Origin of the sequence: Citrobacter sp. CK195, assembly GCF_030333365.1 — a bacterium.
Lineage (GTDB): Bacteria > Pseudomonadota > Gammaproteobacteria > Enterobacterales > Enterobacteriaceae > Citrobacter_B > Citrobacter_B koseri.
Window position 1 is genome coordinate 621,161 of sequence record NZ_JAOWGB010000022.1, and the last position, 22,346, is coordinate 643,506.

At 54.5% G+C, this 22,346-nt stretch carries 25 protein-coding genes; 5 read left to right on the plus strand and 20 right to left on the minus strand.

Annotated elements, in window-relative coordinates; all coding sequences use genetic code 11:
- Positions 1 to 6: 6 nt before the first annotated feature.
- From flgK to flgB, 10 genes are read right to left on the minus strand one after another with little or no spacing between them, the layout of a single operon-like run.
- A complete protein-coding gene (flgK, locus tag OGX93_RS07830; RefSeq protein ID WP_012133692.1) occupies positions 7 to 1,392 on the minus strand; it encodes a flagellar hook-associated protein FlgK in 1,386 nt (461 codons plus the stop codon).
- A 3-nt stretch (positions 1,393 to 1,395) separates the two neighbouring features.
- Entirely contained in the window at positions 1,396 to 1,785 is a 390-nt protein-coding gene (locus OGX93_RS07835; RefSeq protein ID WP_286449391.1) for a rod-binding protein, read from the minus strand.
- Positions 1,786 to 1,794: 9 nt separating this feature from the next.
- The gene (locus OGX93_RS07840; protein ID WP_012133694.1) at positions 1,795 to 2,898 is read right to left on the minus strand and encodes a flagellar basal body P-ring protein FlgI; all 1,104 of its coding nucleotides are present in this window, start codon (positions 2,896 to 2,898) and stop codon (positions 1,795 to 1,797) included.
- Positions 2,898 to 3,563, minus strand: a complete 666-nt coding sequence (gene flgH, locus OGX93_RS07845) for a flagellar basal body L-ring protein FlgH (RefSeq protein WP_286449390.1) — start codon at positions 3,561 to 3,563, stop codon at positions 2,898 to 2,900. Before flgH ends, OGX93_RS07840 begins: the two co-directional genes overlap by 1 nt.
- Positions 3,564 to 3,589: 26 nt before the next feature.
- A complete protein-coding gene (gene flgG / locus OGX93_RS07850) occupies positions 3,590 to 4,375 on the minus strand; it encodes a flagellar basal-body rod protein FlgG (RefSeq protein WP_012133696.1) in 786 nt (261 codons plus the stop codon).
- Positions 4,376 to 4,396: 21 nt separating this feature from the next.
- A complete protein-coding gene (locus tag OGX93_RS07855) occupies positions 4,397 to 5,128 on the minus strand; it encodes a flagellar basal body rod protein FlgF (protein ID WP_012133697.1) in 732 nt (243 codons plus the stop codon).
- A complete protein-coding gene (gene flgE / locus OGX93_RS07860) occupies positions 5,128 to 6,318 on the minus strand; it encodes a flagellar hook protein FlgE (RefSeq protein ID WP_012133698.1) in 1,191 nt (396 codons plus the stop codon). Before flgE ends, OGX93_RS07855 begins: the two co-directional genes overlap by 1 nt.
- A gap of 34 nt (positions 6,319 to 6,352) precedes the next feature.
- On the minus strand, positions 6,353 to 7,036 hold the full coding sequence (gene flgD, locus OGX93_RS07865; protein WP_012133699.1) for a flagellar hook assembly protein FlgD: 684 nt from the start codon (positions 7,034 to 7,036) through the stop codon (positions 6,353 to 6,355).
- Positions 7,037 to 7,038: 2 nt separating this feature from the next.
- Positions 7,039 to 7,464 carry a flagellar basal body rod protein FlgC gene (flgC, locus tag OGX93_RS07870; RefSeq protein ID WP_012133700.1) on the minus strand — a complete coding sequence of 142 codons (426 nt, stop codon included), beginning with the start codon at positions 7,462 to 7,464 and terminating at the stop codon, positions 7,039 to 7,041.
- A 23-nt stretch (positions 7,465 to 7,487) separates the two neighbouring features.
- Positions 7,488 to 7,838 carry a flagellar basal body rod protein FlgB gene (gene flgB, locus OGX93_RS07875; RefSeq protein WP_012133701.1) on the minus strand — a complete coding sequence of 117 codons (351 nt, stop codon included), beginning with the start codon at positions 7,836 to 7,838 and terminating at the stop codon, positions 7,488 to 7,490.
- Between the two features lie 78 nt (positions 7,839 to 7,916).
- Between flgB and flgA the strand changes: the two genes are divergently transcribed.
- The 5 genes from flgA to OGX93_RS07900 all read left to right on the plus strand — a co-directional run bounded on the left by flgA (position 7,917) and on the right by OGX93_RS07900 (position 11,965).
- Positions 7,917 to 8,708 (plus strand): flagellar basal body P-ring formation chaperone FlgA, encoded by a 792-nt coding sequence (flgA, locus tag OGX93_RS07880; RefSeq protein ID WP_115626404.1) that lies wholly within the window; start codon positions 7,917 to 7,919, stop codon positions 8,706 to 8,708.
- Between the two features lie 131 nt (positions 8,709 to 8,839).
- Positions 8,840 to 9,112 carry a flagellar biosynthesis anti-sigma factor FlgM gene (gene flgM / locus OGX93_RS07885; protein WP_286449389.1) on the plus strand — a complete coding sequence of 91 codons (273 nt, stop codon included), beginning with the start codon at positions 8,840 to 8,842 and terminating at the stop codon, positions 9,110 to 9,112.
- A 2-nt stretch (positions 9,113 to 9,114) separates the two neighbouring features.
- Positions 9,115 to 9,552, plus strand: coding sequence for a flagella synthesis protein FlgN (locus OGX93_RS07890; protein WP_012133706.1), 438 nt, complete (start codon positions 9,115 to 9,117; stop codon positions 9,550 to 9,552).
- Between the two features lie 73 nt (positions 9,553 to 9,625).
- Complete coding sequence (locus OGX93_RS07895) at positions 9,626 to 10,873, plus strand: class I SAM-dependent methyltransferase (protein ID WP_286449388.1); 1,248 nt, start codon at positions 9,626 to 9,628, stop codon at positions 10,871 to 10,873.
- Positions 10,874 to 10,891: 18 nt separating this feature from the next.
- Positions 10,892 to 11,965, plus strand: coding sequence for a glycosyltransferase family 2 protein (locus OGX93_RS07900; protein WP_286449387.1), 1,074 nt, complete (start codon positions 10,892 to 10,894; stop codon positions 11,963 to 11,965).
- A 99-nt stretch (positions 11,966 to 12,064) separates the two neighbouring features.
- Here OGX93_RS07900 and OGX93_RS07905 read toward each other — a convergent pair whose 3' ends face one another.
- From OGX93_RS07905 to OGX93_RS07950, 10 genes are all read right to left on the minus strand, one after another.
- Entirely contained in the window at positions 12,065 to 12,964 is a 900-nt protein-coding gene (locus tag OGX93_RS07905; RefSeq protein ID WP_286449385.1) for a glycosyltransferase family 9 protein, read from the minus strand.
- Positions 12,965 to 13,062: 98 nt separating this feature from the next.
- Positions 13,063 to 14,004 carry a hypothetical protein gene (locus OGX93_RS07910; RefSeq protein ID WP_012133710.1) on the minus strand — a complete coding sequence of 314 codons (942 nt, stop codon included), beginning with the start codon at positions 14,002 to 14,004 and terminating at the stop codon, positions 13,063 to 13,065.
- 33 nt (positions 14,005 to 14,037) lie between these two features.
- Positions 14,038 to 15,471, minus strand: coding sequence for a glycosyltransferase family 2 protein (locus OGX93_RS07915; RefSeq protein WP_286449384.1), 1,434 nt, complete (start codon positions 15,469 to 15,471; stop codon positions 14,038 to 14,040).
- 5 nt (positions 15,472 to 15,476) lie between these two features.
- Entirely contained in the window at positions 15,477 to 15,920 is a 444-nt protein-coding gene (fliJ, locus tag OGX93_RS07920) for a flagellar export protein FliJ (protein WP_049009295.1), read from the minus strand.
- 6 nt (positions 15,921 to 15,926) lie between these two features.
- A complete protein-coding gene (gene fliI / locus OGX93_RS07925; protein ID WP_012133713.1) occupies positions 15,927 to 17,246 on the minus strand; it encodes a flagellar protein export ATPase FliI in 1,320 nt (439 codons plus the stop codon).
- Positions 17,233 to 17,991, minus strand: coding sequence for a flagellar assembly protein FliH (gene fliH / locus OGX93_RS07930; RefSeq protein ID WP_052194407.1), 759 nt, complete (start codon positions 17,989 to 17,991; stop codon positions 17,233 to 17,235). Before fliH ends, fliI begins: the two co-directional genes overlap by 14 nt.
- A 3-nt stretch (positions 17,992 to 17,994) precedes the next feature.
- On the minus strand, positions 17,995 to 19,032 hold the full coding sequence (locus OGX93_RS07935) for a flagellar motor switch protein FliG (protein ID WP_012133715.1): 1,038 nt from the start codon (positions 19,030 to 19,032) through the stop codon (positions 17,995 to 17,997).
- Entirely contained in the window at positions 19,004 to 20,695 is a 1,692-nt protein-coding gene (gene fliF / locus OGX93_RS07940) for a flagellar basal-body MS-ring/collar protein FliF (RefSeq protein ID WP_047458642.1), read from the minus strand. The genes OGX93_RS07935 and fliF overlap by 29 nt, the downstream gene beginning before the upstream one ends.
- A 10-nt stretch (positions 20,696 to 20,705) precedes the next feature.
- Complete coding sequence (gene fliE, locus OGX93_RS07945) at positions 20,706 to 21,074, minus strand: flagellar hook-basal body complex protein FliE (protein WP_047458644.1); 369 nt, start codon at positions 21,072 to 21,074, stop codon at positions 20,706 to 20,708.
- A 19-nt stretch (positions 21,075 to 21,093) separates the two neighbouring features.
- Entirely contained in the window at positions 21,094 to 22,125 is a 1,032-nt protein-coding gene (locus tag OGX93_RS07950; protein ID WP_049009539.1) for a sigma-54 interaction domain-containing protein, read from the minus strand.
- Between the last annotated feature and the right edge of the window lie 221 nt (positions 22,126 to 22,346).

The window sequence follows — 22,346 nt, forward strand, 5'->3', positions numbered from 1 at the left end:
TGGCGCTTAAAACATCCCCAGCAGGTCGCTGAAGATCTGATTTCCGGTGGAGATCACCTTCATGTTCGACTGGTAAGCCTGCATGTAGATCTGTAGATTAATCGCCTCTTCATCCTGGTTTACCGCGCTCAGGTTATCGCGCTGATTCTGCGCCTGGTCGCGCACCGTCGACGCCGCTTCCATTTCTGTTTTGCTCTGCTTACTGGCAATACCGATAGTGGAAATGATCGCCGCCGCCCCTTCGCTCAGACTCATATTTCCCAGACCCGGAATATCCGTTTTCTGGTTTTTCAGTTCGATCAGCGCCTTCAGGTTATCACCGTTGCCCGGTACGCCCGTGCCGTCGTCGGCCTGGATGCCGGACAGCGCCAGTTCTTCAGGCTTCAGGTCCGTCACCTGCAACATGCCCGCAGGATTGCTCGGATCGAAAGTAAACAGCGGCTTGCCTGAATTGCCATTCAGGTCATAGCCCTTCGCCAGCTGATCGTTAAACAGTTTTGCCACCGATTCCGCCATCCCTTGCACCGAATCTTTCATCTGTTGGAGGGTGCCGGTTTCATAATCATACAGCGCGCCAAGTTGACCGCCCGCCGACGGGTTCAGCGTGAACTCGCTGGTGGAAAATTTCAGCGTCAGCGTGGAGTTGCCGTTGGCGTCCTGCCCCGCGCTGAGCTGCCCGGCGACCTTACCGCTCACCAGCGGCTGACCGTTCGCCATTGAGACGGTGTACCCGCTGGAACCATCGTCCGTCACCTTCACGTCCGCCAGCGTACTTAACTGTTTTACCAGTTCATCACGCTGATCGCGCAGTACGCTGCTGTTACCGCCGGTTGACTCCATGTCGGTAATTTTTTTGTTGTAGTCCGCAATACTGGTACTCAGGGTGTTGATCTGGTCAACCATCGCGTTGCGCTGGGTGTTGATCGACTCTTTCTGGCTGGAGATGAAGTTGTTAACGTTATTGAAACGGGTCGCCAGCGCGCCCGCCTGGTTAATAAGCTGCTGACGCAGCGCCGGGGATTCCGGCGTCTGGGTCAATGCGCTCAGGGCGCTGACAAAATCATCCAGCCCGTTACCAAGACTGGTAGAGTCGGTGCCGATCACCTGTTCCAGCGCGCCGATATATTGATTTCCGGTTTCGAAATAGCTGGCTTTCGAGTTGGTCTGCCACACCTGATTAACCAGATACTGACTGGAGATGCGGCGAATACTGTCGACCTGTACCCCGTTCCCGGCGGTAAAACCCGCTTCCCCCATTGGGCCGATGGAGCTTTGGATAATGCCCTGGCGGCTGTACCCCGGCGTCAGCAGGTTAGCGATGTTCATCGAGGTGACATTCATGCCCACCTGGGCTGCCTGCAAACCGCTGAAGGCAATATTAATCATACTCATGGCTTACTCCTGCCCGCGCATTACCGGAACCACAGGCATTTTAAGTTCTTTCGGTTGCTCTTCTAAAGCGGTCATTTCATCCGTTTTCTTAAGCGGCGTATTCACCTGCGGCGAAAGCTGGTTGATGATCATCTGGGTAATCCCGGTGCTGCGCTGAGACGCCAGGTCAGACGCCAGTCGGTCATCGTAAAAATCACGCATCATCCGCTGCTGTTTGCTGTTGAAAGGGTTGTCTTCCCCCAGCACATCGGACGCCTTGCGCATTTGCGACAGCATGGAACGCAGCATCAGCGCCTCAAACTGTTCGGCGGCCTGTTCAAGATTCTGCGGCTTTACCTGCCCGGAGAGATCGCCGGGCAGAATCGCGGTTTGTCGGTTAATGGCATTCAGCATGGTATTTCCTTAAATCACGACCAGTTCAGCATCCAGCGCGCCGGCTTCATGCAGCGCCTGTAAGATAGCCATCGTGTCGTCCGGCGCCGCGCCAAGGCTGTTAATGGTATTCACGATGCTGCGCAGGCTGGTTCCCGCCGCAATAGTCACCATCTGACCCCGGCCACGATTAACGTTGACGTCGCTTTCCGGCGTGACAACCGTTCTTCCCTGGCTGAATGCGCCAGGCTGGCTGACGTTCGACGACTCGCGGATGGTGACGGTCAGGTTGCCGTGTGATACCGCCGCAGCGCGCACCACTACGCCATCGCCAATGACCACCGTTCCCGTTCGGGCGTTGAACACCACGCGTGGCGGCTGTTTACCGGCGTTAATCTGCACATCTTCCAGAGAGGACATAAAGGCCACCCGATCGCCCGCGCCCATCGGCGCACGTACCGCCACGTTAGTCGCGCTTTGCGCGGTCGCCGTGCCGGAACCAAAGGCGTTGTTCAGCGCGACTGCGACGCTGTTGGCAGTCTTAAAGCTGGGACGTTTCAGGTTCAGCATCACCACCGGCTCCTGCTGGAAATCGCTCGGCACTTCGCGCTCCACCGAGCCGCCGTTTGGCACACGGCCAACGGTCGCGGTGTTGATGGTCACGCTGGAGCCGCTGTTGCCCTCGGCTTTCACGCCGCCTACCACCACATTCCCCTGTGCCAGCGCATACACTTCGCCATCAGCACCGCGCAGTTGAGTCAGCAGCAGCGTACCGCCACGCAGGCTTTTCGCATCGCCAATCGAGGAGACGGTTACATCAATACTTTGCCCACGCGCATAGCCCGGCGGCAGCGTGGCGCTAATCGCCACGGCCGCGACGTTCTTCACCTTCGGATCAATCTTCGCAGGCAACTGCACGCCAAACTGGCGCAGCATGTTGGTAACGGACTGGCTGGTGAACTTGACCTGGTTTTTATCCCCTGTACCGTCAAGCCCCACAACCAGGCTGTAGCCCACCAGCTGGTTGCCGCGTACGCCCTGAATATCGACCACATCGCCAAGACGCTGCGCCGCCGCGTTCATGCTGCAAATCAGCAGGAAAAAGAGTGCCAGTTTACGCATCATGGCCTCCATTAAATTGGGAACAGCGGGTGGTTGAAGAAGCGGGTCAGCCAGCCTGCCGCATTCGCGTCGCTGAGCGCGCCGCGTCCGGCATAGGAGATACGGGCATTGGCGATTCGCTGTGAAGAGACGGAGTTGTCGCGTTCGATATCTTCCGCGCGCACCAGGCCCGTCACCCGCATATACTCATCCCCCTGGTTGAGGGTGAGCCATTTCTCCCCGCGAATCGCCAGCACGCCGTTTGGCAACACTTTATAAACCGCAACGGTGATCGCGCCGCGCAGACTGTTTTGCTGCTGCGAGGTGGCATTACCGTTAAAGTTTCGGTTGCCGTCAATCGAGCCGGAAAGCTTATCGATTGAATGGCCGAATGCTTCCGGTATCCCCAGGGAAACATCGTTTTTCTTACCAAAGTTAGTGCGCGCCTGCTTGCTGGCCTGAGTAGACTCATCCAGCTTAACGGTCAGGATGTCGCCTACGCGATAAGCCCGGCGATCCTGGGTCAACGACCAGTTGTAGTTGCCGTTATATAACCCACCGCCGCGCACCTGCGTTTCAGGCACCACGATATCTTCCGGCGGCGCATACGCCGCATCGTCTTTTTTCACCAGCAACGCCGGGCTTTCGCAGCCCGACAAAAACAGCGCCAGTAGACTGATAACTAACTTCTTTTTCATTTCTCTTTCACTTTAAAGCCCTGTCGTTACATCGACTGGGTGACAAACTTCAACATGTCATCGGCGGCAGAGACCATCTTGGCGTTCATTTCGTAGGCACGCTGAACGGTGATCATGTCGACCATCTCTTCAACGACCTGTACGTTAGAACCTTCCAGAGAGCCCTGCTCCAGTTGTCCGAGCGCGTCCTCGCCGGGTACGCCTTCAACCGCTTCGCCGCTGGCCGCCGTTTCACGGTATAAGTTGCCGCCTATCGCCTCCAGACCGGCCGGATTGACGAAGTTCACCAGCGTCAACTGCCCCAGCTCCACCGGATCGGTTTCGCCTGCCACCGTCGCGGTGATGGTGCCGTCTTTACCAATCTGCAAATCTTTGACGTTCTCCGGCAATTCAATCTGCGGCACCAGCGGCAGCCCCTGCGCATTCGTCAGCACGCCATCTGGCGTTTTCTGGAAATTACCGGCGCGGGTATACGCGATATCGCCATCCGCAGTTTCCACCTGGAAGAACCCTTGCCCGGTGATCGCCACGTCGAAGGTTTGCCCGGTGTTCTGGATGCTGCCGACGGTAAACTCTTTCTGCGTCCCGACGATCTTCACCCCGGTGCCGTACTGAATGCCGGTCGGCGCGATATTGTTCTGATCGAGCTGCCCGCCTGGCGTGCGCTGATTCTGATAAAACAGATCGGCGAACATCGCGCGATCGCGTTTAAACCCGGTGGTGTTGACGTTCGCCAGGTTGTTGGAAATCGCGGTCATTTTGGCGTCCTGCGCCGCCAGGCCGGTTTTACTGATCCATAAAGCGGGATTCATCTTTATTCCTTCTTATTGTTATCAGGTGCCACGAATCAGACGGTTGCCTGAATTAGCGAGATCTTCAGCGGCTTTCATCATCTTGATTTGCGCTTCAAACTGACGATTCAGCGCAATGCTGGCGACCATCTCATTAATGGCCGAGACGTTAGCGGTTTCCAGATGCCCGGACGCCACCATCACCTCTTCATCGCGTGGGTTAATCGCCGTGTTGCTCACCAGAAAGCCATCCACATTTTTGCTCAGATCGCTTACCGGAATGTTCACCAGCTTGATGCGGTCAACATCAACCGGCGCGGCAATATCGCCGTCGTCAGGCACGATAGTGATCACACCGTCTTCACCGATGCTGACGGACGAGAACGGCGGTAAAACGATCGGGCCGTTGTCACCTTCAACCGGCAGACCGTTGATCGACAGATCGCCCTCCGGGCTGACGTCGATCTGCCCGTTGCGGGTGTAAACCTCACGGTTGCCGCTGGCCAGCGCAATCAGCCCATCGCCTTTAATGGCGATATCCAGATTGCGCCCCGTTTCACGTACCGCGCCAGGCGTCATATCCACGCCGCCCTGAGTAGGCAGCGCCATATAACGCGAGGCATATCCCTCGCCGTTAACCTGCTGAGAAATCGCATTATCAAGATCGCTACGAAACCCCTGGGTATTCACATTCGCCAGGTTGTTTGCATGGATCTGCTGCTGCGACAAACTGCGCGATGCGCCGCTCATGGCGGTAAAAATCAAACGATCCATTACACCGCCTGGAAGAGAGCGTTCATCATGTTGTCGTTGGTGCTGATAACCTTCGTGTTTGCCTGGTAATTACGCTGCGCGGTCATCAGACCAACCAGCTCAGAGGTCAAATCCACGTTTGAGGATTCCAGCGCGCCGGATTTCACAGAACCCAGCAAACCGGTGCCCGGCGTTCCGGTCAGCGGCGCGCCGGAACTGGCGGTTTGTACCCACGTCGTGCCGTCTTTTGACGCCAGACCATTCGGGTTCGCAAAGTTCGCCAGCACCAGTTGCCCCTGCAACATCCGTTCGCCGTTGGAGAAGGTCGCGTAAACGCTGCCGTCTTCATCAATCGCCTGACCGGTACGTTCGCCAGACGCGTAGCCGCTACTGTTGTTTTTGCTGACGGAGAAGTCAGAACCGTACTGGCTGGTGCCGTTGTAGCTCAGATCGATAGAGAGATCCGCCGCGCCAGAGATCGATGTGGTCAGGTTCGTCAGGCCAACCGGGCTTTTCAGGACGCCCTGCTCGGTAAATTCTATCGCCTGGCTGCTGTCCGGGATTTCCACGTCGTCCATGTAATAGTGAACCTGCCAGGTGTTCTCGCCGGTTTTCACAAAATACTGGTTCAGCGTGTGCTCGCGTCCCAGGGAATCAAAAACCTGCGTGGTGTAGGTATTGTTATAGGAAGTGCTGTCTTTTGGGTTGAAAGGCGCCGTCTCCGGTTCGGCGGCGCGCGCATCCAGGTTGGCGGTGAAGTCGAGGCTGTCGGTCGCTTTCGCCGGAATAGAGCCGCTGCTGATCGTCAGATTGCCGATCGTCCCCACTTCTATCTCGCCGTTAGCATTAACCGGGTAGCCCTGAAGATACATCCCCAGGTTGTTGATCAGGTTGCCGCTACTGTCGGTGCCGAAGTAGCCCGCACGCGTATATGCCGTGGTCCCCGTGCTGTCACGCACCATGAAAAATCCGCTATCGCTGATCGCCAGATCGAGCGCATTTCCGGTGGTAGAAATGTTTCCGCCTCGGGTAATACTCTGGGTCACACCAGAAACCCCTACGCCCAGCGGCTGGCTTTCCGCATACAGTGAGGAAAATTCCGCACGGCCGGATTTGAATCCTACGGTGCCGGAGTTCGCAATGTTGTTGGAAATGGCGTTCAACTGCTCGGTAATTGCATTCAGACCAGAGGTCGCAATATTAAAACTCATAATAAATTCCTGTTAACTCAACGCTTAACCCGACTTACGCACGTTTCTGCGAGTCGCTGCCAAACTGGGTAATATTGTTGTAAGCAATCTCACCGATTCCGGTGATATTCAGTTGGATGGCGCTGCCATCAAGCGGGATGCGCACATTGTTGACGATGCCGCCCACTTCAACAGGAATGCCTTCTTCGCCCGTATCGGTCACAACGCTAAGGGTGTATTTCCCTTCGCTCAGGCCCAGCTCCTGCGGGTCAATGGTGAAGTCCACCTGCCCGGCGTCCTGTTTCCCCAGCTCAATTTTGTGCTCGGTGCCGGCCGCGTCTTTGACGATGACCGTCGTCACACCGGAAGCGTGATCCAGCGTCAGACGTCCGTTAATCGTCGTTTCGCCGTCAGAGTTGATCGCGTCGGTCTGCACCATCACATGCTGCCCGACCAGGTTGCCGGTGGTGAGCGTTTGCAGGTTGTCCATCAATACGGAACTGTTCGCCATCAATTGCGACATGGTTTCCATTGACTGAACCTGCGTCAGCTGCGCCAGCTGGCTGACATACTCGGTGCCATCGGTAGGGTTCAGCGGGTCCTGATTCTGGATCTGCGCGACCAGAAGCTGCATGAACAGCGTGTTCATGCCGGCTGCGCTGCTGTTATTGTTGTTACTGGCAATGCTGCTATCCGACGTTCCTGTCTGGCTTCTGGTGGACGTGCCGTCTACATTCATCCTTATACCTCTCCGAGTCTCAGCAGACTTTGCTGCATGCTTTTAACACTGTTCAGAACATCAACATTGGTTTCGAAACCGCGCGACGCCGACATCATGTCCGCCATCTCCTCTACCACGTTGACATCCGGGTAGTAGACATAGCCATCCGTATTCGCCATCGGGTTATGCGGCTCATAACGCTGTACGGCATTGCCGGTTTCGACAACATCCATCACCTGGACGCGCGCGCCGGTTAACGCCCTGCTATTCATTAACTCATCATTCTTATAAACCGCAGCAAACACCGGACGACGGGCTTTATAGACGCCGTCTTCGGTGGCGGAGGCGGTTTCCGCATTAGCGAGGTTACTGGCGATGGTATTCAGACGAACGGTTTGCGCCGTCATCGCCGACCCCGAAACGCGATAAATATCGGTAAAAGCCATATTCCGTTATCACCTGCGTAGGATTACTTACCTTCAATGGCCTTTTTCAGGCCCGTGAATTTCATGTTTAAAAATGCCAGGCTCATCTGATAATCCTGGGTATTCTTCGCAAACTCAGCCTGCTCGACGTTCAGCGCAACGGTGTTGCCATCGGAAGAGGGCTGATAAGGCACGCGGTACATCTCTTGCGGCGCTGACGGATTCGAAAAACTCCACGATGAACGTTGCATCTCAGCGGCAAAATCAATATCTTTAGCCTGGAAATTGGGGGTATCGACGTTTGCCAGATTGGCTGACAGCAACTCTGCTCGGGAAAGTCGAAGCGCTACAGCCTGTGGATGAACGCCCAATGCTTTGTCAAAAGTAATACTCACAACTCACACCCTCGTGATGCTAAACCTGCAATGATCTGCTTCCCTGTATAGCAATATTCATGCCAAGGTTTTAACATCATGATTTTTAATGACTTTATTGGTTTTATCCCTACACGAGTGAAGCGTTGCTTCCGCCCTGGAACGTTATCCTTCCTGCTGATGCTTTTTACGGCGCTGCCATCCTTCGCCGCCCCGGAAAAAGTGCAGAGCGCGCGTAAGCAGGTCACTGCCGCCGTTCAACATCACGCAGCGCAAGCCCTTCGCCAGGAGGCCGGGCGCCGCAAGTGGCCCGAGTACCAGGCGAAGATGAACCTGTTTATCCCTTCCGACGTCTCCCGGTACGCTCCCTGCCCTGACGCGCTAACCGTGTCGCTGCCCGGCGGCGAACGCATCGATCTCAACCGCCTGCGTTTTGATGTGCGCTGTGAAGGGCCGCAAGGCTGGGATGTCGCCGTCACCGTCAAACCGGATGTCTATCTTCCGGTGGTGATCGCCAAAAATTCGCTGGAGCGCGGCCAGGTGTTATCCGCCAGCGACGTATCCATCAAAAAGCTCAACATCAGCAGCACGCGCGGCAACTACCTCACCGACCCGGATGAGGCCATTGGGCTGACCGTGAAGCGCCGCATTCGTGAACTACAGCCGATCACCCTGACGCAACTGGAATCTCCGGTGCTGGTTGAACGCGGTCAGCGCGTTCTGATGATCGCCGAACAGGGAGGCGTAGAGGCCCGTACGATGGGGGAAGCCATGAAAAAGGGACGTAAAGGCGAAATGATTAAGGTGAAAAATGAGAGCAGCGAGCGGGTGGTAAGCGCGATTGTCGCGGACGCTGGCGTCGTCAAAATGGTCTACGCCAGCGGAAACTAAAAATATTCATTCACGGTTTAAGTTTTACCGGCAGCAGGCCGCTCTTTAACGGTGAGGGCATCGGAAGTCCTCCTTCCGCAGGGCAGGATTCATCCGCAACCATAACGAAAAGATGAAAAAGAGGCGAAGCGATGAAAGTAGTAGCGAATCAATACAATCTGGCAACCGCAATCAACAAGAGCAGCACCGCAGAACAGACCCGCACTGTCGCTCAGGAAGGCACGAAAATTGAGCGCAGCGCCGCGATCGATCCGGTACTGGGCGATGCGCAAACACAACTCTCTGCGCTGCCGGAAGTGGATATGGCGCGCGTAGCTGAAATGAAAGACGCTATCAGCAGCGGTAAAATCGCGGTTAACCTCGATTCGCTGACGGATGCGATGCAGAAGTATTTCCAGAGGTAATTATGACTAACGCCGCTCAGAGCGTTAAAACACTGATACAGGACATGGCCGAAGACCGTAAGCATTACCATGTCCTGAATGATTTACTCATACAGCAGCGCGACCACATTATTGCGCGCCGCGCCGCAGAGCTTGACGTGCTGAACGCGCAAATCATGGCATGCTACCAGCACTTGTCGCAGCACAGTCAGCAACGTTATCGCCTGCTTGAGCGGTTAGGCATTAACGCCAACGCGCAGGGCATGCAAACGCTCATTGCCCGCCTGCCTGCCGCCCACCAGCCTTCCGTTTCCGCTCTCTGGCAAAGTCTCCAGCAACAGGTCGCGCAATGTCAGGCCACCAATGAATACAACGCCATGCTGATGAATATGCAGCAGGAGATTCTGACCAATCTGTTGAATATCAGCGAACCCGAAAACTGGCTGTATCAGCAGGGGTAATGCGCTGTAATTTATTGATTTGTAGCTTTGTTCCGTTTGCGTTCTATCCGTAATTTTCATCGAGGCCAATATTATGGGGCAATTACGACGCTTCAACCTTCCCCACCTGATTCGTCACTATCGTGTTACTCATGTAATTGAAACAGGTTTTGGTAAAGGTGCATCAAGTGTATATGCCTTACGCTCAGGTGCTGAAGAAGTTTATTCCTGTGAAATCTATAAACCGTTATTTGATGCCGCGCCAAAAATAGACAATCTGTATCTGTACAATGAAGACAGCCTGACATTTTTGTCCCATGAAGAAATTAAACGCACTCTTTTCATCAAGCGCGCCGTTGTTTTTCTGGATGCACACTTCCCCGGCGCGGATTTTAAATTCGAGGACTACCAGAGCAATAAATACAATGAGGAAACGCGCCTTCCTCTGCTCAATGAGTTACGCCAGCTAAAAGAATTTGCGGATAATGCGCTGATTATTATTGATGATAGCCGTATCTATCTTCGCGTTATGCATGAGGCCACCGGCTGCAAAGCGCTCCCTCCTCCCACAGAAGACGCTGAGAACGCGTTTCTGGAAGCGCTTGAGGCCTATAGCGGGACGCATATCATCAAACATTATCCCGATGACCAGGGCTACGTTGTACTTTGGCCTAAAAGCTGGCGAGAATTCGGCGTTGACACCCATATTCTGGCAGGAGACCGGACTGCGGCCCCCGTATTTCGAACGGGGATACCAGGATCAACCTGTATGTCAATTAACAGGCGATTGCTTGATGCACGTTTCAGTACTCGCTGGCTGTCAGGAAAAGGTCTGGATATTGGCGGCGGCGATGACAGTATTGCGTTGTATCAAAGCCTGTTTCCTTTAATCCAATCAATAACCGTATTCGATCTTCAACAAGGTGACGCGCAGTATTTAGCCAGAGTACCGGATAACGAATTTGATTTCGTTTATTCAGGGCATTGCCTGGAGCATGTTATGGACCCCTATGTCGCGCTGCCTCATTGGTTAAGGGTCGTAAAACCCGGCGGTCATCTGGTTTTAACCATTCCAGACGAAGATTTATACGAGCAAGGCGTTTGGCCATCAACCTTCAACGACGATCATAAACATACTTTTACGCCCTTTAAGCATCGGAGCTGGTCGCCTGTTTCCGTCAACGTATTATCGTTATTACAAACCCTGCCAGGGAACTTCAGCATTGAGAAAATAGAGAGGCTGAATCATAGCCATTTAAAAGGTATGCCTCGATTCGATCAAACGCGGACGGCGTTTGCTGAATCCGCAATTGAGATAATCATCCAAAAGCTGAAATCATAGCAACAGGGAGAGTAGCCAATGAATCACCCTGTCGTATCGATTATTTTGCCGGTCTACAATGTCAGCGCATACCTTGAGCGCTGCCTTGATTCACTCGTTGCGCAGACCTGGCGGCATCTGGAAATTATCGCGGTTAATGACGGTTCGACAGATAACTCCCGGGATATTCTGGCGCGTTATCAGAACCGTCTGCCGGGTATGCGTATTGTTGACCAGGAAAACAGAGGACTCGCCGAGGCCCGCAACGTCGCGTTAGCAAGCGCATCAGGCGAATATATTTATTGCCTGGACTCTGACGATCATATCGCTTCGGATGGTATCGAAACCATTGTGCGCGAAATGGAAAAGCATCACCTGGATGTCCTGTTTTTCTCCACCCATCTGGAATTTCACCTGCACCATATCAGCAACAATATGGTTTCCGGGTATTATCAACGGCCGCGTAATCTGATTAATAAAACATTTCATGCCGAAACGTTCTTTAATCACTGCATTACCGAACGCGCCCGAACAGGACACGGTTACTCCGTTGTGGTCTGGGGATATGCCTGGCGGCGAAAAACATATGCTCATATGCGGTTTAAGACACCGTTTTTTGAGGATGAATACTTCACCACCGAATTGCTGCTCAGCGTGCCCGACGCAAAAGTAAGGTGCCTTGCCGACAGACTGTATTTCCATACCATTCGTAACGGCTCAATCACCACTTCCAGCAGCAAAGCAAAACGCGCGCTGGCTATCCTTGATACCTTCCGACTGCTGCTTCCCCGGGCCGGAAATATCAGCAATCCCCGAACCGTACAATGTTTAAACCGATATACGGGTATGCTATATCAGGATGCGATAATCCGTAATTTGCCCGAAACGCTGCCTTTATTTTCCGCACAGAAGATGATTCACTATCTGGCATCCATTTTTCATGAACTGTATGTAGACACGCCAACAGAGAATGGGCTTGTGTTGCTGCATGCCTTGATTAACCAAATTGCTCGCGACAGCAATATTATTGATGAGAGCGAATTCATCGCGCTATCAGGCAGAATTGAACTGGCGATAAAGAACAAAAGAAGAATATTAGCCGAAGGTTTTTAGTCTTCATACCACGCTATTTAGCAATACGATTGGCTATGCCGCATAGCCAATCGCTTTTACCAGATATTCCTTCTGGAACCGACACGACAAGAAATAACGTTATTCCTGGAGCGATAAAACAAAACTGACCATTTGAGTATACAGCATCGTCGGTTCATATTGCCGCAGACAACGGAAAGGGGTTTTATGAACGCACCAGTTTGCAAATTCCTGAGTCGTCGGCACATCAAAAGGGCGTTTAAGCACGGTGGTGAAAATGACATCGTTCATCAGCAAACGCGCACATGGCCCATGACTACAGGCAAGATCAATTCCCATACAACGCCAGCCCGCTTCCCTACGGCGAAACGGCAACCGGTGTTCCGCAGCCACGGTTGAATAGAGGGCTACCACAGGGATATCTGTTGCCGCCGCAAGCATGACCGGCCCTGAATCACAGGAAACCAGCATGTTCGCTCGCTGCATAAGCGCAACCGTTTCCAGCGCTGAAAAGCGGTCAATAGCATTGATAACCCCGGTCGGATACGCTTCCGCCATCGATTTTCCCGCCTCAGAGTTGTTATTGCTCCCAATGAACACAACTTGCCACCCCGTTTGCAGCCACATTTGCGCCAGCTCATGCCAGTTATTTTGCGGCCAGGTCCGGTTTGGGTGTCCGATATTAGGGTGCATTAATAACACCGGCGCGTTCTCTAATTTATGTTGCTGCCAGAACGCGTCAACGGCACTGTGGGCAGATTCTGGAATGACCAAATCGAGGTGTTTATCCGCTGCGGACGCCTCAAGCCCTGCCTGCGCGAGAAAAGCATCGATCATATGTCGCGGTCTGAGCGCATGGGCCCAATGCGTAAAGTCAAAAAATCGCCCTTGCGCCTGCGCCCGCTGAATGCATTGATGCTGCTCCGCATTAAGAGAATCCACCGGCCAGACCTCGCTGATATGCGGGCATGCCCGCGCCAGCGCGCTAAAGTGCGGCTGGCTCAGCATAACAATGCTCACGCCTGTTTTATTTTTGATGGCTCTGCACGCTGCCAGGAGATACAGGGTATCTCCCATTGCAGCATTAAGATGTAAATAAACAGTATCCATATGATTTATTACAACAGCGACAACCCGCACAGCAGGCTGTAGTCAGAGGTATGCGCCGCATTCGCGGAGAACGGATTCTGCTGCTGCCACCCCTTCAGCGCGTTAATCAGCAGCACGACATCATCCTGCGTCAGCGCTCCCTGTTCGCAGCGGATTGCGCACAGCATTTTGATCTGGAAGAACTGGTTGGCCAGCCCCAGTAGCGCCTCACCGTAGTTGGTGCATTGAATGCCGGGGAATACATCGTTATACAGTTGATAAATCAGCGCATTACGCAGGATGTGTGGCTGTTCATCAAACAGCGGAATGGTTGACCAGAGCGATTCCAGTTGCTGAAGACGATCCGCCAACCGCGCTGGCTGCATCACCGACAGCTCGCTCATTTTCAGCGCCACGCTCATTTTTTCAGTCAGCGGCAGATTCAGATTCAGGCGTACCCGGCCCATCTCTTTTAGCGCGGCAATGCGGTTTTCAGCAATCGGAGGCAACAGCGCAAACTGCTGTGTCAGCACGCCTTGTTCTGCCAGCATTGCCAGTTGCTCTCCCATAGAGGACAGCAGGGCCGGATCGTGCTCGCCGCCGTCCAGATACTGCTGCGCCTTACTCAGCAAAACGCCGATCGCATACAGGCTGCCTTCCAGCGACAGCGCAGGATGTACCGCCAGGTTAATACATTGCTGGTTCAGGGTTTCGCTCCAGGCGGATAACTCATCTTCGCCCTGCGCCTCCCCTTGCGAGGTGTGCAGGATAAAGGCCTCCGGGTTAAGCAGCATCTCTCTGGCCGCCGCTTCACAGGTGATATCCAGACTTTCACGCTGCTGGTTTTTCAGCTTCACGCTAATACGCGGCCAGTTTTGCTGCGCATGCTGGCAAGCCGGGCACTGGCACGGGGTTTCTCGCGCATCAAAGCGTGACACAAATTCAGGTTGGTAATGTTCTATCAGTTCCATGTTTGCTCTCTCCAGGCGTATTCTGGCCTGCGGTTAGCGGTGTTTACGGAAAAACCAGTGCGTACAATCGATGATTTCGCCACTTTTAGGGTCCGGGTGATGTTGCAGGAAGGCAAAGCTCGGGCTGAATCCCAGCCACAAATCCCCCTTATTCATTAATGCCGCCCAGCAGCGATCCAGGCTTGCCGGATAGTCCATCGCCTGGCGATAGGCGTCCAGCAGGGCATCGTAATAACCCGCGTTAACGGCATACGCGCAGCCGCAACCCGCGTTATAGATCCGCGCTACGCCCTTCAATGACTGGGTGAGCGTAAAGTTTTCATAGCGCCCGCCGAGCAGAAGCACCTGCCAGTTAAGCTGGTTCAGGCCATTCAGCAGCTTGTTGATGTCGTTAACGGCGTTCTCTTTTTTGACGAACTGCACGTCGGCATCCAGCAGCAGCACATTTTTCCAGCCTTCTTTCTGCGCCCGCTCAAGCACCTGGCAGTGCGTTGCCCGTTCCGCCCGTTCCGCCGACGCCTCCGCGTTTTTCGCTACCGGCCAGATCTGTTCGCCGCGCAGGCCAAAATCCAGTAAAGCCTCGCAGCGACGGGCCAGCTCCGCCTCTTTTGCCGGGTCGTAGAGCACCGCCACCTTTTCAAAAGCCTGCCAGTTCACCTGAACATTCAGCGGCGCATGACTCAGTCGACGGTAGTGCGCCAGCAAGTTCGCGTCATCGACAATGTCTTCCAGCGTCAGATCCACCGGCGTGGAGCTGCCCATGATGAAATCTTTGTCATAGGTATTGCTGCTGTGCGAAATACAGAGAATGGCGCGCTTCGGATCTATCTGGTGAACCGGCGTGGTAAAGCCTTTCAGGAATCCCGTCTCTTCCGCTTTTGTCGCATCGTCGTCATAACGATTTTTTTTCAACAAATTGCGGTGATACCCAAAAGTGCCGTTCAGCGCATGTCTCGGCCCGAAAGGGTGCGTGATATAGATTTTGTCCAGATGGCTGTACCAGATATAAATCTGATCGCTGCCGGAGAACAGCGCGTTGCTGGCCTGCATCTGCGCCACCTGCCAGGAAATTTTATCCGGCGGGTAATAATCGTCATCGTCAAAACACAGGATGTACTCTCCCTGCGCCATCGCATTGAGCATGTTACGTTTTTGCCCCAGTACCAGGCGCGCTTCACTGTGGACATAACGCACGTTGGGCTGCGACGGGTCCGTCATCATCTCAATCAGATCGGCATTGCTGACCGGAGAATCATCCAGAATAATCAGTTCGCGTTTGTCAGCCGGATAGTCCTGGTACTGCCAGATATACAGCAGATACGGCAGGAACTCGCGTCGGTTATACGTCGGGCAGACGACGCTAACGAACGGCGTGCTGTGAACGCGCGCCGTCTGCTGACGGTGAATCAGCGTCCCCATCAGAGAACGCGAAGACGTTTGCGGGAAACCCGGTTTGTTTCTTTTCATAGCGCTTATCGTTGACGAATCAGACGTTGTTGACGCAGCCAGCACTGGGCAGAGAGCGAATCGGTCATTTTCTGTTCCCGACGGTTGATTTCAGCCTGCCGGTCAGCGCGTTTAGCGTCGAGAACCAGCTCAATGCTTTTTTCCCGCTTCGCCTCCGCCAGCAGGTTGCCCTGAATTTTTTGCGCTTCCAGGTGCGCCAGCGCCTGCTCCTGTTTTTGCCAGTCGATAATGCGTTGAATGTTATGTTTATATTTCGACTGGTTAATCATCATGGCCGCACTGTTGGCGCTCTGAGACACCAGACCCGCAGCAAGCGACGTCAGCGTATCGATATTTTTCTCAAACCGTTGGCACAGCTGGTTTTGCGATGCCAGCTTCGTGCTTAAGTCTTCTACCGCGCGGGCGCGCAGCAGGTGAAGTTGCTCAAGCGTAGAAATCAGTTTGCTCATCGTGCATTACCCTGCCTGCGCCAGGGCGCACAGATCGCTGATTGTCGGCTCAAGCAGCGCGGCATCCTGGACTTCCTGTTGTAAGAATTGATTGATCGCGGGCGAAAGGCGTACCGCTCTGTCTGCCAGCGGATCGGCGCCTGCAACGTATCCCCCCAGCGGGATCAGCGGTTTAATACTTTGGTATTCGGCATACAGCTGTTTCAGCGTGCGGGCGGCGAGCTGGTGCTCACGCTCCGTCACCTGACTCATACAGCGGCTGATAGACTGGCCGACATCAATCGCCGGATAATGCCCGGCCTCGGCAAGGTGGCGCGAAAGCACGATATGCCCGTCAAGCACCGCGCGGGCGCAGTCCACAATCGGATCTTGCTGATCGTCCCCTTCCGCCAGCACCGTATAGATCGCGGTCATCGATCCCTCGCTTTCGCTGTTTCCGGCGCTTTCAACCAGCCGCGGGATCATCCCAAACGCCGATGGCGGATAGCCTTTGGTCGCAGGCGGTTCACCAAGCGACAGGGCGATTTCGCGCTGCGCCATCGCGTAACGCGTGAGGGAATCCACCAGCAGCAGAACGTCTTTCCCTTTATCGCGGTAATAGCTGGCAATGGTGTGGCATAACTCGGTGGCTTTAATGCGCATCAACGGCGATTCATCCGCTGGCGCGGCGACAATCACCGACTTCGCCAGCCCTTCAGCCTGCAAAGCATTTTCAATAAACTCTTTGACTTCACGGCCTCGCTCACCGATCAGCCCTACCACCACGACTTCCGCCCGGGTATAACGCGTGATCATGCCGAGCAGAACGCTTTTACCGACGCCGCTGCCCGCCATCAGCCCGACGCGCTGGCCTTTACCAATAGTCAGCAAGCCGTTGATGGCGCGAACGCCAACGTCCAGCGGCGCATGAACAGGCTGACGCTTAAGCGGATGCACCTGCGGAAGCTGCTGCGCTAACAGCGTATCTCCGCCGAGCTTTCCTTTATTATCAAGAGGTTCGCCAAGACCGTTTACCACGCGTCCCAGCCACTGATCGCCGATCATAACCCCTTCAGTTTTGCCTGCGGGAAACACGCGGGCGCCAGCGATCAGGCCAGAGGGATGCTTGAAGGGCATCAGGTAGGTCACGTCACGATCAAAGCCAACCACCTGCGCATCCATCATCTCCTGATCGACGCTTTCAACATGGCACATCTGCCCTACCGCCAGACGACAACCGACGCACTCCAGCAGAATGCCGTTGACCCTGACCAACCGCCCGGCGACGCGCGCCAGATCGATCTGCTCGATAGAGCGCAGCGCCTCTTCAAAATCAAGGCTGCTCATGCGGCGATTCCGGCAGCAAACTGTTTTTCAGTACATCTACGCACTGATCGAGACGGTGCTGACAGCCCACATCCATCTCCGTGGTATCGGTGATAACGCGGCACTCTCCCGGCTCCAGAGAAGGATCGGCAACCAGTCCCCACTCACGCGCTTTCTCCGGTTCGGCCTCGCTGATGCGCATAAATTCTTCGCTGTTCAGCTGAACACGTACCTGCTCCGGCTGATGCGGCAGGCTGGTCAACGCCTCTTCCACCAGCGCCAGCAGTTGCGTCGGGTGCAACGCCAGTTCACAGCGGATCACCTGGCGGGTCACTTTTTCCACCAGTTGCAGCAACTCTTCGCGGCGACGCTGCTCGTAACGATCCAGGTAGTTCTGCACCTCTGCGGTCAGGCGTTCAAACGGGGCGGCGGCGTCCAGGAACTGTTGACGCGCCTGCTGTTTACCTTCAATCAGCCCTTTGCGCATCCCTTCGTCAAAACCAAGACGAATGCCTTCCTGGTAGCCCTCTTCCCGGCCTTCTTCCATCCCCTGGGCAAACCCCCGGTTCATCCCTTCCTGGAACCCCTCTTTTACCTGTAACTGGTAGTCGGCGGGGTCCAGCGTCGGTGCGGCGTCTTCATCAGCGACAACACCGGCAGGCATCCTGCGATTACGCAGGGGCGGGAAGCGGTATAAGCGTGGCTTAACCACCGCCTGGCGGCTGGCGGTCAGGGCATCCAGCGGTAAACTCCGTTTCTTGAACATGGTTTACTCCACCGTCTGCTCGGCAAACAGTTGCACCTGAATTTCACCTTCTTCAGCCAGCTGGCGCACAACCTGCATGATCTCTTTGCGCACCTGCTCTATACGGCTGATCGGCACTGGCCCCAGGCGGGTCGTGGTGCTTTGCAGCAGCGTGACCTGGCGTTTCGGCATCACGTTAAAGATGGCCTGACGCAGAACCGGCTCCGTCCCTTTCAGGGCTACCGCCCACTCTTCGATCGGGATTTCATCCATCAGACGCTGCAACGTCACCGGCGTCTGACGACTGAGAATGTAGAACTCGTACATCTCGTCTTTCAGATCTTCGACCACTTTCTCGTCGCGCTCGCGCAGTTGATCCAGCAGCTGTTGCTGATTGCTGGGGATACGGTTAACGATGTTGGCGGCATGTTTGAGGCCAATCACTTTTGAACCATGCTCGGAAAGCACCGCGACGCCGCGATCGATCAGTCTGTCCAGTTCGTCGATAACGTCACGGTTGATGTCGTCCAGACGCGCGACGCGATAGATAATTTCATCCTGCCGTTCTTGCGGCAGAACGCTTAACACGCTGGCGGCAATATCCGGCGGCAGGAAGGCGAGAAAAACGGCCTGGAGCTGGAGATGTTCCTGCTCAATCAATGCCGCCAGCTGTGGGATATCGACCCATTGCAGGCGTGCCATACGGTAGCGAATTTCATCGCCGTAGATACCGTTGATCACGCTGCGGGCAATCTCACCGCCCAACGCTTTTTCCAGAATGCTGCGCAGATACGTGCGTGAGGCGCCGTTGATCCCGCTTTGTTCGCGGTAATCAGAGAAAAAATTGTTCATTGCCAGACGCGCCTGATGCACCTTCACATCATGGAGACGCGCCATCGTTTCGCTCAACAACATAACCTCTTCGCGGTTCAGCTTCTGCATCACCTGCGCGGCGGCCTCTTCGCCTACGCTCATCAGCAGGATCGCCGCCTGCTCCAGACGGCTGCGCCCGGCTGAGGCTGAGTGGTTTTTATCATTCCGGCTTACTGTTGCTTCGGTCATTGCTGTTGATCCATTGTTTCAGTACTTCTGCTACGCGCTCGGTTTCGCTCTGGGCCAACAGCTGGAGGAATTCCACTTTGGCTTCCAGGCCGGAGCTTTGCGGCGGCAGCAGATCTTCATTATTGTTGAACGCCGCTTTCGACAGGCTGGCGAACTCGTCATCGTTCATCACCACCCCATTGTCAGGCGCTTCCAGCTCTTTCTTCGTCGCCTCGCCATCAAGGGTGATCGGGTCGCGACGTCCAAAGCGCTGTACCAGCGGGCGAACGCCAAACAGCAATGTCAGCAAGGCCAGCAGCCCAATTCCGCCATTCTGCCCCCAGTACTGCATGGAAGGGTCTTGCCACCATTTCAGGTCTGGCATGACATCGTCTGCCGGGGCCGTGAAGGTCAGAACATCCAGCGTTAAGGCATCGCCGCGCGCTTTTTCGATACCCGCCGCGCTTTCCACCAGGCGCGTCATCGACGTCAGTTGTTCCGGCGTAATTTTCGCCAGCGCAGGAGCGGCCTGGTTCAGCACCACCGCGACACTCAGTTTTTCCAGCTTGTAACCCGGGTGGCGGATATGGCGAATATCACGATCAAACGCGTACTTACGCTGTTCCTGACTGCGGCTGGAAAGCGAGCGCGGGTCGGTGTTATTCGCGGCGTTTGCAGCGTTTTCAGCGGGCGGATTGCCCTCCGCCGGGTTGGCGGGAGTCTGCGGCGTCGGGTTGACCGGACGGTTACTCAGCGAGCCGGGAATGCCAAACGCCATTTCATTGGTGGTGTTTTCCTGGCTCAGTTGTTCATCGCTGACGCGCGGATCTTTACCCAGCCGTTCCTGAGTCTCTTCCACACGGCTTAAATCTACGGTCGGCGCAACGCTGATACGGAAGTTGCCCGGCCCCACTAACGACGTCAGCAGGCTGGTGATATTTTTCGTGGTATCCTCGCGAATGCGCTGCATGACGTCATCGCCCATGCGCTTGCTCGTCATGCCGCCATCCGTGCCTTCGATGCCGTCAGACAACAAATTACCGCTCTGATCGACCACCCGCACCGCGCCAGGCTGCATACCCGGTACGCTTCCGGCCACCAGTTGAATGACAGAAGCGACCTGCTGCTCATCCAGTTTTCTGCCATAGTGCAGTTGCACCATGACCGATGCGCTGCTGGTCGGTTTATTGGTCAATACAAAGGAGCTGGACTCGTTAAGCCCAAGATGGACGCGCGCGTTTTCCACGGGGTCCAGCGCCATAATGCTCTTCGCCAGTTCCCCTTCCAGGCTGCGTTTGTAACGGACATTCTGAATAAACTGGCTGCTGCCGAGCATCTCTTCTTTGTCCATCAACTCGTAGCCATCGGGCGTCGCCGCGCTGATGCCTTTTGCCGCCAGCGCCATTCGCGCCTGCGGCAGTTTGCTTTCGCTCACCAGAATCTGGCCATTGTCCGGGTTAATGCGGTAAGCGATGTTTTCTGCCCCCAGAACGTCCACCACCTGTGACACCGGCAGATGTTCCTGCGAACCGTAGAGCGCGACATAACCCTGATTGCGGTTCCACAGCGACAGAATAATCGCGGCCGCCAGCACCACGCCGCCCACAATCGCCATGAGCTGGGGCTTATTCAGACCGGATGGCACCGACACGGAAGGGAGACGACTTTTAATCTTAGTAAGCACGGTTAAAACCTTAGAGCGGAATATTCATTACTTCGTCCAGTGCCGTGGTGAGCTTATTACGCACCTGCATCATGGCCGAAAAAGCCACGCTGGCTTTCTGACTTTCGATCATCGCACCGGCTAAGTCGTCGCTCAGCCCCATATCAATCGCTTTTTGCTTTGCGCCTGCGCTGTGTTGAATCGCATCGACGTTATCGATAGCGTTATTCAGCGCGCCCGCAAAGGAAATCGGTTCACTGACGCCAAACGCGTTGCTGGCGGGAGCAATAGTTAAAGAGGCGTCAACCGAACCGGCTGACGCTAATGAAGCGGTTTGCTGCATTCTGTTCAGCAACGCCTGGTGTGTCGTGTTAATGCCTGCGGCAGTAATCTTATCCATTCATCAATCCTTCCTGGCCTCAGGAATAACATTCAATATCAATACCCTCGTCGCGCATGGAGGCGAGACGATAACGTAGAGCGCGTGGGGTGATGCCTAAAAACTCTGCGGTTTTGGATTTGTTGCCTTTATGGCGTTTAAGCAGATCGATGATGTACTGGTATTCCGCCAGCCGTCCGTGCAGTTTGACATCGCGGATCGACGGGTTGCCCGTCTCCTGCTCGCGATAGGCAGGCATCATTTCGATAACCGCCGCTTCAGGCTGGGAAGCGCGAACGGCCAGGCCAAAGTCGGCGGCGTGAATCTCTTCGCCGTTGCACAAAATCATGCCGCGCTGAATCACATTCTCCAGTTCACGGACATTACCCGGCCAGTCGTATCTGAGCAGGACGGTACGCGCCTCATCGCTCAGACGCAGATCGCCTTTATGAAAAGCGCGGTATTTAGTGATAAAACGCTGGGCCAATGGCAGGATGTCCTGCCTGCGTTCACGCAGCGGCGTAATATGAATAGGCACGACGGAAATACGGTAGAAAAGATCCTGGCGGAAACGGCCTTCGGCAATTTCCTGCTGCAAATCTTTATTTGTAGAAGCGATCAGGCGAATATCCAACGGAATACGCTTATGGCTTCCCAGACGTTCAACTTCCTGCTCTTGCAATACGCGCAGTAATTTTGCCTGCAACGCCAACGGCATATCGCCAATCTCATCAAGCAGCAGCGTGCCGCCATTAGCTTGCTCAAATTTACCGGCGACGCTCGCAACAGCGCCGGTAAACGCGCCTTTCTCGTAACCAAATAAAATGGCTTCCAGCATACTCTCTGGAATAGCTGCACAGTTAACGCCGACATACGGGGCGTCACTGCCGCAGGCATTCTCGTGAATGTATTTGGCGATACACTCTTTCCCTGTTCCCGTTTCGCCCGTAATCAGTACTGATACATTATACTTAGCAACGCGACGCGCTAACGACATTACGCTAACGCTGGCAGGAGAAACGGCGATAAAGCCATTTCTATTACGATCTTCGCATTCAATGATAATACTCATTTAGGTGTACCAACAGAAAAAACAAAATAAGAAATATGCTGTTCAGCCATTATTCAAAGCATCTTTTAAAAACATCACAAACCCAGTTTGTTAATGGGTTTTCATAAGATGTTAATAAAAATAAACAGTTTTTTTAACTCATGAATCAGGCAACTTTCATAAAGTAAAGGCAGTATACGTAGCGAATAGGAATTGTCTTGTTTTTAATGGGTATTAAAATA

Excerpts from the sequence above, each read along its gene's own strand:
- flgK (WP_012133692.1), bottom strand. The coding sequence starts at position 1,392 with ATGAGTATGATTAATATTGCCTTCAGCGGTTTGCAGGCAGCCCAGGTG.
- OGX93_RS07835 (WP_286449391.1), bottom strand. The coding sequence starts at position 1,785 with ATGCTGAATGCCATTAACCGACAAACCGCGATTCTGCCCGGCGATCTC.
- OGX93_RS07840 (WP_012133694.1), bottom strand. The coding sequence starts at position 2,898 with ATGGAGGCCATGATGCGTAAACTGGCACTCTTTTTCCTGCTGATTTGC.
- flgH (WP_286449390.1), bottom strand. The coding sequence starts at position 3,563 with ATGAAAAAGAAGTTAGTTATCAGTCTACTGGCGCTGTTTTTGTCGGGC.
- flgG (WP_012133696.1), bottom strand. The coding sequence starts at position 4,375 with ATGAATCCCGCTTTATGGATCAGTAAAACCGGCCTGGCGGCGCAGGAC.
- OGX93_RS07855 (WP_012133697.1), bottom strand. The coding sequence starts at position 5,128 with ATGGATCGTTTGATTTTTACCGCCATGAGCGGCGCATCGCGCAGTTTG.
- flgE (WP_012133698.1), bottom strand. The coding sequence starts at position 6,318 with ATGAGTTTTAATATTGCGACCTCTGGTCTGAATGCAATTACCGAGCAG.
- flgD (WP_012133699.1), bottom strand. The coding sequence starts at position 7,036 with ATGAATGTAGACGGCACGTCCACCAGAAGCCAGACAGGAACGTCGGAT.
- flgC (WP_012133700.1), bottom strand. The coding sequence starts at position 7,464 with ATGGCTTTTACCGATATTTATCGCGTTTCGGGGTCGGCGATGACGGCG.
- flgA (WP_115626404.1), top strand. The coding sequence starts at position 7,917 with ATGATTTTTAATGACTTTATTGGTTTTATCCCTACACGAGTGAAGCGT.
- flgM (WP_286449389.1), top strand. The coding sequence starts at position 8,840 with ATGAAAGTAGTAGCGAATCAATACAATCTGGCAACCGCAATCAACAAG.
- OGX93_RS07890 (WP_012133706.1), top strand. The coding sequence starts at position 9,115 with ATGACTAACGCCGCTCAGAGCGTTAAAACACTGATACAGGACATGGCC.
- OGX93_RS07895 (WP_286449388.1), top strand. The coding sequence starts at position 9,626 with ATGGGGCAATTACGACGCTTCAACCTTCCCCACCTGATTCGTCACTAT.
- OGX93_RS07900 (WP_286449387.1), top strand. The coding sequence starts at position 10,892 with ATGAATCACCCTGTCGTATCGATTATTTTGCCGGTCTACAATGTCAGC.
- OGX93_RS07910 (WP_012133710.1), bottom strand. The coding sequence starts at position 14,004 with ATGGAACTGATAGAACATTACCAACCTGAATTTGTGTCACGCTTTGAT.
- OGX93_RS07915 (WP_286449384.1), bottom strand. The coding sequence starts at position 15,471 with ATGAAAAGAAACAAACCGGGTTTCCCGCAAACGTCTTCGCGTTCTCTG.
- fliJ (WP_049009295.1), bottom strand. The coding sequence starts at position 15,920 with ATGAGCAAACTGATTTCTACGCTTGAGCAACTTCACCTGCTGCGCGCC.
- fliI (WP_012133713.1), bottom strand. The coding sequence starts at position 17,246 with ATGAGCAGCCTTGATTTTGAAGAGGCGCTGCGCTCTATCGAGCAGATC.
- fliH (WP_052194407.1), bottom strand. The coding sequence starts at position 17,991 with ATGTTCAAGAAACGGAGTTTACCGCTGGATGCCCTGACCGCCAGCCGC.
- OGX93_RS07935 (WP_012133715.1), bottom strand. The coding sequence starts at position 19,032 with ATGACCGAAGCAACAGTAAGCCGGAATGATAAAAACCACTCAGCCTCA.
- fliE (WP_047458644.1), bottom strand. The coding sequence starts at position 21,074 with ATGGATAAGATTACTGCCGCAGGCATTAACACGACACACCAGGCGTTG.
- OGX93_RS07950 (WP_049009539.1), bottom strand. The coding sequence starts at position 22,125 with ATGAGTATTATCATTGAATGCGAAGATCGTAATAGAAATGGCTTTATC.